The 13,097-nt window shown below is 34.1% G+C and carries 13 protein-coding genes and 1 tRNA gene; 5 read left to right on the forward strand and 9 right to left on the reverse strand.

Going from position 1 to position 13,097, the window contains the following annotated elements; all coding sequences use genetic code 11:
• Positions 1–84 precede the first annotated feature (84 nt).
• Complete coding sequence (locus tag B11cv2_RS05100) at positions 85–360, forward strand: DUF1153 domain-containing protein (protein ID WP_100693607.1); 276 nt, start codon at positions 85–87, stop codon at positions 358–360.
• Positions 361–474: 114 nt separating this feature from the next.
• Here the strand turns inward: B11cv2_RS05100 and B11cv2_RS05105 are convergent, their stop codons facing one another.
• Positions 475–861, reverse strand: a complete 387-nt coding sequence (locus tag B11cv2_RS05105) for a flagellar export protein FliJ (RefSeq protein ID WP_100693608.1) — start codon at positions 859–861, stop codon at positions 475–477.
• Positions 862–1,413: 552 nt separating this feature from the next.
• On the opposite strand from B11cv2_RS05105, the gene ctrA reads away from it, so the two are divergent.
• Entirely contained in the window at positions 1,414–2,115 is a 702-nt protein-coding gene (gene ctrA, locus B11cv2_RS05110; RefSeq protein ID WP_100693609.1) for a response regulator transcription factor CtrA, read from the forward strand.
• A gap of 142 nt (positions 2,116–2,257) precedes the next feature.
• Here ctrA and chpT read toward each other — a convergent pair whose 3' ends face one another.
• Positions 2,258–2,896, reverse strand: coding sequence for a histidine phosphotransferase ChpT (chpT, locus tag B11cv2_RS05115; protein ID WP_100693610.1), 639 nt, complete (start codon positions 2,894–2,896; stop codon positions 2,258–2,260).
• Positions 2,897–3,105: 209 nt separating this feature from the next.
• Between chpT and B11cv2_RS05120 the strand changes: the two genes are divergently transcribed.
• On the forward strand, positions 3,106–3,702 hold the full coding sequence (locus B11cv2_RS05120) for a DUF1134 domain-containing protein (protein WP_100693611.1): 597 nt from the start codon (positions 3,106–3,108) through the stop codon (positions 3,700–3,702).
• Between the two features lie 23 nt (positions 3,703–3,725).
• A complete protein-coding gene (locus tag B11cv2_RS05125; RefSeq protein ID WP_100693612.1) occupies positions 3,726–4,388 on the forward strand; it encodes a hypothetical protein in 663 nt (220 codons plus the stop codon).
• Between the two features lie 468 nt (positions 4,389–4,856).
• Here B11cv2_RS05125 and B11cv2_RS05130 read toward each other — a convergent pair whose 3' ends face one another.
• Both B11cv2_RS05130 and B11cv2_RS05135 read right to left on the reverse strand, forming a co-directional pair.
• On the reverse strand, positions 4,857–5,975 hold the full coding sequence (locus B11cv2_RS05130) for a DegT/DnrJ/EryC1/StrS aminotransferase family protein (RefSeq protein ID WP_100693613.1): 1,119 nt from the start codon (positions 5,973–5,975) through the stop codon (positions 4,857–4,859).
• A 47-nt stretch (positions 5,976–6,022) separates the two neighbouring features.
• Positions 6,023–6,979 carry a Gfo/Idh/MocA family protein gene (locus B11cv2_RS05135; RefSeq protein ID WP_100693614.1) on the reverse strand — a complete coding sequence of 319 codons (957 nt, stop codon included), beginning with the start codon at positions 6,977–6,979 and terminating at the stop codon, positions 6,023–6,025.
• A gap of 171 nt (positions 6,980–7,150) precedes the next feature.
• On the opposite strand from B11cv2_RS05135, the gene B11cv2_RS05140 reads away from it, so the two are divergent.
• Positions 7,151–7,224: transfer RNA gene (locus tag B11cv2_RS05140), tRNA-Met, on the forward strand.
• Positions 7,225–7,651: 427 nt separating this feature from the next.
• On the opposite strand, the gene B11cv2_RS05145 is transcribed toward B11cv2_RS05140, so the two are convergent.
• The 5 genes from B11cv2_RS05145 to B11cv2_RS05165 all read right to left on the reverse strand — a co-directional run bounded on the left by B11cv2_RS05145 (position 7,652) and on the right by B11cv2_RS05165 (position 13,011).
• On the reverse strand, positions 7,652–8,437 hold the full coding sequence (locus tag B11cv2_RS05145) for an ABC transporter ATP-binding protein (RefSeq protein WP_100693615.1): 786 nt from the start codon (positions 8,435–8,437) through the stop codon (positions 7,652–7,654).
• A gap of 1 nt (position 8,438) precedes the next feature.
• Entirely contained in the window at positions 8,439–9,308 is an 870-nt protein-coding gene (locus tag B11cv2_RS05150) for an ABC transporter ATP-binding protein (RefSeq protein ID WP_100693616.1), read from the reverse strand.
• The gene (locus tag B11cv2_RS05155) at positions 9,301–10,218 is read right to left on the reverse strand and encodes an ABC transporter permease (RefSeq protein ID WP_100693617.1); all 918 of its coding nucleotides are present in this window, start codon (positions 10,216–10,218) and stop codon (positions 9,301–9,303) included. Before B11cv2_RS05155 ends, B11cv2_RS05150 begins: the two co-directional genes overlap by 8 nt.
• 3 nt (positions 10,219–10,221) lie before the next feature.
• A complete protein-coding gene (locus tag B11cv2_RS05160) occupies positions 10,222–11,298 on the reverse strand; it encodes an ABC transporter permease (RefSeq protein WP_371410311.1) in 1,077 nt (358 codons plus the stop codon).
• A gap of 78 nt (positions 11,299–11,376) precedes the next feature.
• Positions 11,377–13,011 carry an ABC transporter substrate-binding protein gene (locus B11cv2_RS05165; RefSeq protein ID WP_100693969.1) on the reverse strand — a complete coding sequence of 545 codons (1,635 nt, stop codon included), beginning with the start codon at positions 13,009–13,011 and terminating at the stop codon, positions 11,377–11,379.
• Positions 13,012–13,097: the final 86 nt, after the last annotated feature.

The following is a 13,097-nucleotide window of genomic DNA, read 5'->3' on the forward strand; positions in this document are numbered from 1 at the left end:
TTCTTTTAACAAGTTTAGTTCTTTTTTAAAACTCATGCATTATATTAAGATCTCTAGGTCTTAAATATTACAGTAGAAAATACAATGACTGATTTGATAAAAACACAAATAAAATATGTTATTGGTCCGGATGGAAGTCCACTCACCATCACCGACTTACCACCTATAACAACAAAGCGCTGGGTTATCCGACGCAAAGCTGAAGTTGTTGCAGCTGTTAGAGGTGGATTGTTAAGTTTGGATGAAGCATGTCAACGCTACACTTTGACTATAGAAGAATTTCTTTCATGGCAAAGTTCGATTGATGAACACGGTTTAGCTGGATTACGGACAACTAAAACTCAACAATATAGGCATTAAATAATGATGTCGATTCAAAATTTTATTTCAAAATAAGCCCAGCTTAAAAAAGCTTGGCTTATTTTTCTTTCAGTATATAAAAATTAAAAATCTATATAGAATCTGGAATTTTAACTACCCAACCATTGAATGGAGTTGGACAAAAGTATGATGATCATCTGTTGCTGTCTTATCCTCATTCTTTTCAATAATTTGCGCACGTTGAAGCTCTGTATCAATTTCTTTTAAGGCAATTTTAGCATTTGTTTCCTGCAACTTTAAGCCACGAATTGAATCTGTGAGATTATCACGCCTCTGTCGTGCTGCACGAGCAAAAGCTGAATAAGCGAAATGATGAATGTCATTATTTCCGGATCTACGCTCTTCATTAACAATTTGTTCTTCGAGTTCTAATACCATTCGTTCAAATTCTGTAATCATCATTTCAAGCTGTGCAATTTCACGACGCTTCTCTCGCACTTGAAACATCTTTAATTGCACCATATTCTGCCGTGATTTCATACCCCATACTCCTTAAACTACACAAAAACTCAAATTAGTGCTCACATATACCCTCTATACCTTTATTTTCACTCTTTTCATCGAAAACAAAAAGTAATTTTTAATTTAAATTTCTTTAATATTTTTAAACTACTGTGAACGAAGTCTTATTTTAAAAGTACTAACTTTTTCTTCACATTATGCTCTTATTAAATCAAAGAAACTTAAATCTCGGTAAATAAATATAAAAATTTTAAAACAGTAAATTATAAAACTTTTACGTCACAAATTAATAAAATATAGCACTGATTATCCTATCAAATTTTTAAAACATGAAATTTTTCTAAAATAATTTTATTAACCTCTTTCAAAAATAAAAATATTTTGTTAACCACTATCTAAGATAGTGGGGGAAACAGCGGCAATTGTTACGCGTACTGCTGAGCTATTCATAAGCACTTAAATATTAAGTGTTTGATTTTTTGAATTATTTTTTATGAACAGTCATTTTACTAACTGTTATGAAATAAAAATGCTCCACTTGATTCGGGAGGAGCCAGATGAGGGAATGAAATGCGCGTATTATTAATTGAAGATGATAAAACAACTACTAAAAGCATCGAATTGATGCTAAAATCAGAAAATTTTAATGTTTACATTACTGATCTGGGTGAAGAAGGTATCGATCTAGGTAAGCTCTATGATTATGATATCATTTTGCTTGATCTGAATCTTCCTGATATGTCAGGCTATGAAGTCTTACGGACTCTAAGGTTAGAAAAAATAAAGACTCCTGTGCTTATCCTTTCTGGTATGGGAGGTATTGAAGATAAAGTTCGTGGTTTTGGTTTTGGTGCTGATGATTACATGACTAAACCTTTCCACAAAGATGAATTAATTGCGCGTATTCACGCTGTTGTACGTCGTTCTAAAGGTCATGCACAATCAGTTATCATCACTGGCGATCTTACTGTTAATCTCGATGCTAAAACAGTTGAAATTGCAGGTCATCCTGTCCATCTAACAGGGAAAGAATACCAAATGCTAGAGCTTCTATCTTTACGCAAGGGTACTACACTTACTAAGGAAATGTTTCTCAATCATCTCTATGGTGGCATGGACGAACCTGAACTCAAAATTATTGATGTCTTTATCTGCAAACTGCGGAAAAAATTGGATGCAGTATCTTCTGGCATCAATTATATTGATACAGTTTGGGGGCGTGGTTACGTATTACGTGATCCAGTTGAAGAAAATATACGAAAAACTGCTTAAGTAATAAAAATCATAACTCTTAAAATCTCGGATATTATATGCTGAGATTTTTTTGTTATCCATCAATAAAAATCCTATAATTATCATTCATTAAATAGCATCTCAGCTATTTTTTCTAATATAGTGAAAAATTTTAGCTTATTCAGAGTTTCTTTATACATTCCAAGGTAATGCAGTCACTGGTTTCGTGTATAATTATTTTCATAGCTGTTATCTCAGCAAGTAATATCGTATAATAGAACTGAGCAATACGTGCATCAATTAGCTCCTCCGGCATTTTCCCATTATATAATTCAATAAAATGGGAAGGAACACGTAATATTTTACCACGAATGTCGAATCGAAATAAACGTTGATCTGTATTTTGTAAAATTACAACACCTATTTCACCCCCTTGAGAAACGGTTGCATTTGCAATCAATAATAAATTAAGCAAAAGTTTAATTTCATCTTTCGGTAGAAGAAAAGAAGCAGCCTGCCATTTCAAAATTGCTTTTTCTTCTTTCATATATTGTTGAGACACTTGTTCAGCAAAAATCGTATCTATTTTGTCCTCTACCCCTCCTATAGCACCAAAAGCCAACCGCGCAAATTGTAAACGTGCAGAAGCATTTGCAACAGATAAACGCACCAATTGTAAAACATCTTCATCAGCATTTCCCTCATCATAAAGTTCCATAGCATTTTGAATAGCACCAATAGGAGAAATTAAATCGTGGCAAATACGACTACAAAGCAAAGCAGCCAAATCAGTAGACTTCAAAGAAATAGCTAATGTCATATTTATATAGCTCCTCAATTCTGAATATTTTTCAACTGCAACTCTTAACACCTAATGCATGTACAGAAATTGAACAATCACATTAAAATCTTTTTTTAAGAATAAATTTAAGAATTTAAATAACTTTATGCCTTATTTTCTATCTATTGGATAAACATTATAATTCTATTTGTGTATAAATTAACTTAAAATTAAAAGGGAAAAATCCCATGACACACTCTCCTTTATCACGTTGGTATATGAATATTGTACTTTTTGCATCGCTTTTATTCATAATAACAAATATTGCAAATGCCCAACTCGCACCAATAGAAGAAAATGATCAAAATTTCTCGTTGCAAGAAATTATTTCTTCTGGTCATAATTTTTTTGGGAAAACAGCAGGAAGCATAGCCACTGCAATTGAAAAAATTTTTTCACGACATGGACATCCAAGTGCTTATATTTTAGGAGAAGAAGCATCTGGAGCTTTTTTTGCCGGATTAACTTATGGTGAAGGAAAAATCTTCACAAAAAATTATGGTCAGCATAAAGTTTTTTGGCAAGGACCTTCTGTAGGATGGGACTTTGGGGGTCAAGGATCCCGTTTAATGATCTTAGTTTATGATCTTAATAAGATAAATAATTTATGGGGACGCTATGGAGGTATTTCAGGTTCGGCCTATTTAATTGCAGGAGTTGGCTTTCATGTTCTTAAACGGGATAATACTCTGTTAATTCCGATACGCACAGGCATTGGCGCAAGGCTTGGCATCAATATGGGATATTTAAAATTAACACCCACACCAACATGGAACCCATTTTAACACTCTGACTGAAAAGAGGTATTATGTTTATTCAATCAATTCTTTTTTTTATTCTCGGAATTGCAACCATTTCTTGGTTATTAGTGCTGATTTCCCCTCTCATTTGGCGTAAAATTCTTCATTTTGCATACAAATCTGTTTCTGCAAAAATTCCGTTATCACTTATTGAAATACAAGCAAACCAAAACTTTCTTTGTGCCCAGCATGCCGTAGAATTGGCGCGTCATGCACAAAAATATGATTCTTTACAAAAAAAATATGCTCAACTAAAAATACAACTTAGCCTCCAAAAAGAACAGCTTTGCTCTTCATATTTTCCACCGCAGTCCACATCCCTTCTCTCTTCTCAAGCAGAATCGGTAGAGAGAAAAAATAATGTTTTTGCAACAAATACTTCCATAAAGGAAATTAAAGCTATGCACGAGAAAATAGCACATTATAAAAAACGCTTAAAAAATATTCAAATCGATGAGCTTGATACTACTACTAAAGATCAATTACTGCATGAATTATGTGAAGAAACAAAAGAATTAGCAGCCACGATAACTGCTCATATCGCTGTGAAAGAGGGTAAAGACTCATCTATTCATAAGTTAATTAAAGGCTCTAAAAACAAAAACGACCTTGCATCTTATATTCGCAAAAAAATTACTAATACTAAAAAAACTCTCCTCCCTGAAAATTAATTACAGCTAAACAATAAAAGACGTTTTTAATAAGCCGATAACTGAAAGATCAACAACGAACATAATGGATTAATATAAATGCCATAAAAACTTTGTTATTATGAATTCACACTGTCAACAATAGCTAATTTGCAAATGATAAACTTTTATTATTCAAGTTTCATCTGTAAAATAGCGTATTTCTTTAATGATTTTTTCTTATTTTAAAGTTTCTTACAGTCTTTTAGGATATACAATATGATCAAAATATTAGTATAATATGTTTTTCTTTATACTGGCATGAATATCTGCAGTTTCTTTTTCTATAAATAGGGTTATATTCTCAACTTTTATAATTCATTTAACATCAGCGTTATAAGTGAAAGCATTTATGAAATCATTAATAGATATGAAAAATGATGTAAACCAAATTAATCAAGGCCTTACAGTATACAATATTTCATAAATAGTGCGATTCTTTTATAGATTTTACGCGCTATAAAAATCTCTTATACATTGAATAATCTTATCTTGATCGCTTTGAGATAAATAAGGATACATAGGTAAACTTAAAACACAACTTCCCAAATACTCAGAAATAGAAAGAGAATCCTTTACATAGGAAAAATTTTTATAAGCTGGTTGTAAATGTAATGGAGTACTATAATAAATCATTGTAGGGACGCCATTTTTTTGTAAATAAGCTTTTAACTGATCACGATTTTTTACCTTAATAGTGTATTGTGCATAAGCACAACGAACATTTTCTTCCACTTTTGGAACTGTTACAATATCCTTTAAATTCTCAGAATAACGTTGAGCAATTGCTGCACGTTTTTCTATCTCATCTTCAAAAATAACAAGCTTTTCTAACAAAATCGCGGCTTGAATTGTATCTAATCGTGAATTCATGCCAATACGCACATTGTCATATTGCGTTTTACCTTTACCATGAAACAATATTGAACGTAAAAGGGCCGCCATATCATCATCATTGGTCATCATAGCACCCCCGTCACCATAACACCCTAAAGGTTTTGCTGGATAAAAACTTGTTGCTGCAACGTCACCAAAAGCGCCACACATAATATGATTACTTTTACCACCTATTGATTGAGCAGTATCTTCAATAACAAAAAGATTTTCTTTCTCAGCCACTAGAGAAATTTGACTATAGTCAGCAGGAAGTCCAAATAAATCAACAGCAATAATAGCCTTTGGTTTAAGACGTCCCTCTTTTTTAATCATTTCGATTGCTTCACAAAGTTTATCAACATCAATATTGAATGTATCGGATCTTACATCAACGAATACAGGCTCTGCTCCTACCAAAGCTGCAACCTCTGCCGTTGCAGAAAAAGTAAAGCTGGGACAAAAGACAGCATCACCTAGACCAATATTTTTAGCCATAAGAGGCATCATCAATGCATCTGTTCCATTAGCGCAAGCAATAACATGTTTAACGCCAAGATAGTCTGCTAACTTCTCTTCAAATTCTGTTACTTTCGGTCCTAAAATATACTGACCACTGGCTACAACATGCGCAATTGCAGCATTAATTTTATCTTCGATGCGCGCACGCTGCGCTCCAAGGTCAATGAATTGCATATTAACTCCATTGATAATCATAATAATAGGAAAGCATACTTTATCTTTTACTCATAATGATCGACACTAGCTGCAGTTAAAACTCTTAAAATAGCGATAGCATCTTTCCCATTTGTACGAGGCGATTGACGCGTCTCAACACAATTTAGAAAATGCTGTAATTCGTACGTAAGCGGTAAACCTTCACAAACATCAATATAATTTATTTTATCAACCTTAGAAATCCATTTTTTATTCTCTTGCCAAACAGAAAAATGGTGCAATGCTAATTTACGATTCCACGCTTCCATATCATCGAATACAAGCATAGCCTTTGTACCAACAACTGTTAAGCGCCTTTCACAATAAGGACTAAGACGTGAAGTAAAGAGGTGACTGCGTATACCATTGGGAAATGTCATATGAATATGCGCGAAATCAGAAAGCTGGTTAATTACAGCAGATCCTTCTCCGTGCACATGAGAAGGTTCACATTTTGTCAAAGCTAAAATCATTGAAAGATCATGAGGAGCAAGATCCCATAAAGCACTGCTTTGTGTATGAAATTTACCAAACCCTAACCGATGAGAATGAATATAACGGATATCCCCTAATACCTTTTGCTCTATTAATTCACATAATTTTTCAAAAGCAGGATGAAAACGCAAAATATGACCTACCATAAAAATCCGCCCATATTCGTGAGCAATCCGAACTTGAAGTTCAGCATCAGCTACATTCAAAGCAATTGGTTTTTCAACCAAAACATCCTTACCACTTTTAAGAGCCCGTAGCGCATTTTCTGTATGAAATTGTGGGGGTAAAGCTAGAACAAGTGCATCAATATCTTTATGAGTAAAAAGCTCATCAGGTGTAATAGCTATAACACCATACGTATTTGCAAAATGTGCAGCGCAATCAGCATCAGTATCAGAAACTGCTGCTAAAACTCCAAGAGTTTGAAGGGTCTGTATATGATTTTTACCCCAATAACCGCACCCTAAAACCGCTACACGTGGCGCCATTTTTTATGCCTTATTCTGTCAATTATATAAAATTTATACTTTCAATTCATTCCATATCTGGGATGAAACAGAATAACAAGAGAAAAGCTTAAAAACGATGCTTGACATCTTACTATTCTACCTCTTAGTATCCGCAAAAGATAAAATGACTTAATCAGATTTATCTATTTTGGCGGAGTAGCTCAGTAGGTTAGAGCAGAGGAATCATAATCCTTGTGTCGGGGGTTCGAATCCCTCCTCCGCTACCGATGTTTATTTTATGATATTTTTTAAAATTTTTTATTATATAACTCCAATTAATTTTGCTAAATTATTATAAATAATTTTTTATAATCAATGAATAGAATGCAATAAAAAATATATAAATTCTATAGCAATACTATTCTTTAATCACTCAAGGACTTAATGTAATTATATAGAAAAATGAATTATTATTTTTCTGCATCTTTTTATTTTCAATTTTTATAATAAAATGATTAAAAGCAGTATTAATACAAAGAATAATACGCGTTATTTAGAATTGTTTGCTCGGATTTATAATGAAGTCATGTAATAATCATATACACAGCACATAACCTTATCATTTAAATTAATTTTTTACCCTATATTTTTTTTAATACCTAGTTTTGAAAAAGGCTATCTAAAAAAAGGGAGTTGGTCTCCTCATAATACTTATAATGCTCTCTCCTCTCTATGAACAATAGCCTCAATACTGGATTTAAAAAACATCTTTGTATAGTCATCTTTTGCATGTAAATGACGCAAATCGTTATTGCTTAACTCTTCAATAATTACACCTTTGTGCATAATCCCGGCACGGTCGCATATGTGTGCAATAACAGCAAGATCATGAGAAACCATTAAATAAGTCAAACGTTTTTCTTGCCGTAATGATTTTAGTAAATTTAAAATTTCAGCCTGCACAGATACATCCAATGCAGATGTTGGTTCATCAAGTAATAAAACCGTTGGTTCAATAATCAAAGCACGAGCAAGAGCAACACGCTGACGTTGACCTCCAGATAACTCATGTGGATAACGATAAAAAAATGAAGAACCTAAACCAACAGAATCCAAAATATTCTGTATCCGTTCTTCTTTATTATCCATGTTATGGATGGAGAGAGCTTCAGAAAGAGCAGTATAAATCATTTTTCTTGGATGAAGCGATGCATAAGGATCTTGAAAGACCATTTGAATACGACGTAGAAAAGCCTTGTCTTTTTTCTGCGGTACTTCTTTTCCATCAAAAATGACCTGTCCACTAGAACAGGGAACTAATCCAACTAATGCATTCAAAATAGTTGATTTCCCACACCCTGATTCACCAATCAAACCATAAGCTTCACCACGCTTAATATGAAAATTAACATTTTTCACAACTGGCGTTGCTCGATAACCACGTCCAAAGGTTACAAATAAATCAGAAACGTCAACAATATTTTCATAATTGGTCATACTAATCTCTTTCAACACCATGAACAATTGCAGGTCCATCTAACCAACTAGGATCTCGCTCAGGAACAGCTAAAACATCAACTGGATTATCAAGCCGTGGCAAACTTGCCAACAAAGCTTTTGTATAGGGATGACGTGCACGAGATAAATCAGATGCTGACAATTCTTCCAAGATACGACCAGCATACATAACCAAAACACGATCACAAAAATTAGCAATCATATTCAAATCATGACTAATGAAAATAAGTCCCATTCCAGATTTTGTTACAAGCTCATCCAGCACCGTTAAAACCTGAGATCTAACTGTGATATCAAGTGCGGATGTTGGCTCATCAGCAATGACTAAATCAGGTTTTGAAATAAGCATCATAGCAATCATAACCCGCTGTCCCATTCCACCTGATATTTCATGAGGAAATAACCGCATAACATGTTCAGGATTACGAATATGAACAGATTCGAGCATAGAAATTGTCTGATTCCACGCATCAATTTTTGAAACACGATAATGAACACGGTAAGCTTCTATGATCTGATCCCCAATTCGCATTAACGGATTAAGCGAATATTTTGGATCTTGTAAAATCATTGCAATACGTTTTCCCCGAATAGTACGCATCTGAGACTCATTCGCAGATAATAAATCTATATCATCAAAACGCATTTTTTTAGCTTTAACGATTGCTGACTTCGGATTTAGTTTTAAAATCGCACGCCCAGTCATTGATTTTCCGGATCCAGATTCTCCAACAATTCCAATTTTTTCTCTCCCAGCAGAAAAGCTAACACCGCGCACAACATCTGAAATACCACCCGTTACAGGAAATGAAATGTGTAAATCTTCTATCTCTAATAATTTTTTACTCATTGCGCGGGTCCAATATATCACGAAGTCCATCACCTAAAAGATTAAAACCTAGGCTCGTAAGCAATATTGCACAACCGGGAACTGCCGCCAACCACCAACTTGTCATCATAAATTCACGACCAGTTGAAAGCATAGCTCCCCATTCAGGACTAGGTGGCTGAGCGCCTAATCCTAAAAAACCAAGACCGGCAGCCGTTAAAATAATCGCAGACATATTCAACGTTAACCGCACAATTACCGAGGGAATACACATCGGTGCAATATGGAATAGAATAATTCGAAAAGAAGATGCTCCCTGTAGACGAACAGCAGAAACATAATCAGATAAGCGTATTGTCAATGTTTCAGCACGCGCTAAACGTGCAATTGGTGGCCATGCTGCAATTGAAATCGCAATTGCAGCATTTTCAATACCTGGTCCTAAAGCAGCCGAAAAAGCAAGTGCTAAAATCAAACTTGGAAAAGCAAGAAAAATATCAACAATACGCATCAAAATAGTATCAACCCATCCTCCTATATAACCGGCTGTTGTCCCTACAATGAGTCCTATAGGTGCCACAATAATCGTAGTTAGAAAAACAATATAAAGGGTAATACGCATACCAAAAATTAAGCGACTAAAAATATCACGTCCTAATTCATCTGTTCCTAAATAATGCGATGAAGATGGTGGAAGAAGTCGATGAGCAAGATCATTGCTTACAACATCATGGGTAGCAATCCAAGGTGCAAAAATCGCACATACAATAATAGAAAAAATAATAATAAAACCTAATAAAGCAGAAATATTACGAAAAAATCGGATTAACGAATGATAAAATTTTTGTATATTTGCCTGAATAACTGACTGTGGAACAGGCTCATTTGACCAATGTTTTAATTGGGGTTCATTTTTGTGCAATATTGCCATAATTTAACGTGTCCTTGGATCGAAAATATTATAAAATAAATCAGAGAGTAAATTAATAACAATAAAAAAGCACCCTATAAGTAGTGTACAAGCTACAACCGCATTCATATCACCTGCCAAAAGTGCACTCGTTAAATAACGTCCAAATCCAGGCCAAGCAAAAACAGTTTCTGTTAACACAGCACCTTCTAATAAAAAAGCATAAGAAAGTCCAACAACAGTAATAATCTGAACAGCGGCATTGCGAAAAGCATGCTTCCAAACTGTTTGTCGCCATGATAATCCTTTAACACGTGCAGTAATAATATATTCTTGATTGAGTTGTTCGATCATAAATCCACGCGTCATTCGACTAATATAAGCCATAGCACCAAAAGCTAGAATTAAAGCAGGCATAATAATATGACTGAAAACATTGCCAAAAGCTTCCCATTGCCCTTGCATTGCAGTATCCAAAAGGAAAAATCCTGTTTTAACTTCAAAAGAATATTCATAAATAAAATCAATACGTCCTGGACCACCAATCCAATCAAGCTTATTGTAAAATACCAATAATGCCATCAATCCAAGCCAAAAAGTTGGCGTTGAATAAACACACAGTGTAAAAAGACGTACAAAATAATCAATGGGTGAATTACGATACATTGCTGCAATGATACCAAATGGAATACCAAAGCTTGTACCAATAATAATAGCAACTGTTGCTAATTCCAGCGTTGGAGGAAATACATGCATGATATCTTCTAAAATAGGACGCCCTGAAATCAAAGAATCTCCAAAATCAAACAAAAAAATATTTTGAAGATAGGTCCAATATTGAATGATCAATGGCTTATCAAGGCCCAAACGATAGAACATTTTATCGTAAGCTTCTTGACTGATATTATCTCCAAGAATAGCAATAACAGGATCTAAAGGAAGAAGGCGACCAATAAAAAAAGTAATGGTTATTAAGCCAATTAACGTAACAAATACCGAAATAAAAAGTTTAAAAATTTTGAAAAAAAAGGCCGATATATAGAAATTTTTCTGATTCGGCGATGCTGCTATATCTGTTTTTGACAATGATGAAGTTATCATAATATTTCCCTACCGACTTATGAAACATAAGTTTAGCGATATTTCTTGCCCTACAGCCAAACAAATTTTAACCATACATTACATATGACTTCGTTCATCATTTGATTGCATATATTTTTCAGCTTTATTATAATAAAGCCTGAAACTATTCCAGACCCATTTTTTCACTGCAGAGCCTACTCCAATAGTATAATATGTTTGGAATAAATAAGCCATAGGACCGTGATTTAAAATATAATTTTGTAGTTCTCGATATTGCTCGAAGCGTTTACTTTTATCCTCTTCAAATAAAGCATCCATCACCATTTTATTTGCCTTTGCATCATAATATCCAGCCCGCCAAGCCAAATGCATATTATACGGTTTAGTAAATGTCGGATCAGGATTAAAAACATGATGCCATGAAGATGCATGCCCATCAGGGTCAGCTGTATTCCAACTCATAATAGCAATATCATAATTTCCACCACGAACACGATTTAATAATTGAGCTTGTGACATTTTTTCAATGGAAAGTTCAATCCCAATTTTACGAGCATTTTCTTGAATAATCTGTGCAACAGATGACATATAGGACAAACTGCCAATTAAAAGATTGGTCTTAAAGCCATTTACATAGCCTGCCTCTTTAATTAACTGTTTTGCTTTTTTCAAATCCAACTTAAATGGCACACCCTCTTTTTCATCTAAAGCACCTGGTATTCCCAAGGGCATATAACTTGCACGAGGGATAGCAATTCCTTTTAAAACAGTTTTACCAAGCATATCATAATCAACTAGATAACGAAATGCCAAACGCACTTTTTCATTGGCAAAAATTACATTCTTATTATTCAATGAAAGATAAACAGATTGTGGACGCAAAACACGATGAATTGCAAGAGGTCCTTCTTGTTTCTCAATATCCAATATATCTTCTGAAGAGAGATCACGGGATATATCTACAACACCCTTTTCCAAAAGGAATCTCTGACTTGCAGATTCAGCCACATGAAGTATTAAAATCCGCTCAATCTTCGGTGCTTCTCCCCAATAATGTTGTGTTGCCTCTAAAACAACGCGTTCTCCGGGAACCCAACGCACTAATTTATAGGGACCAACACAAGCTGAATGAGTAGTTAAATATTTATTTCCCATATCATCATTAACAGCATGCATTTCGAGTTTCTGCCGATTCAGCAAAGCAGAAGCATAAGATTGTCCAATTACAGTCAATATAAGACGTAAAGGATAAAGTTTATCAAATTGCATTTGTAAAGTTTTAGCATCAAGAGCTTGGATCTTTGTTTCAACATTATCTTCAGTAAATCCATAATCTTTTAAAGATTGAGCATAACTCAATCCTAATTTAACAACCCGTTGCATTGACCAAGCAAGATCTTGTGCAGTCGCTAATTTTCCGTCATCAAATTTTAAATCATCACGAAGATGAAAAACAATTTTTTTCCCGCCATCCAAAACATCCCAAGATTTGGCCATAGCAGGCTGAATTTCTGTAGAGTTATGTGGATCATACTGTACTAATGCACTGCAAATATTCGTCAATAACTCACTCGTTACAACTTCTACAGATTGTGCTGGATCAAAACTGGTAATCGAATCAATACTCCATGCCATCACCAATGTATTTTTAGGAGATGCATGCAACATTATTGGTATTAATCCACTAAAAAAAACAATTGATCTTAATAAAGCATAAATTCTCTTAAACATTTTCTTATACAGCCATTCTGTTTGCATTTTGTATTGTATCCACCCTTCCAAACAAAAATCGATGATGACTGTTCAATTATAAAACA

Origin of the sequence: Bartonella sp. 1-1C (assembly GCF_002810325.1) — a bacterium.
GTDB classification, from domain to species: domain Bacteria; phylum Pseudomonadota; class Alphaproteobacteria; order Rhizobiales; family Rhizobiaceae; genus Bartonella; species Bartonella rochalimae.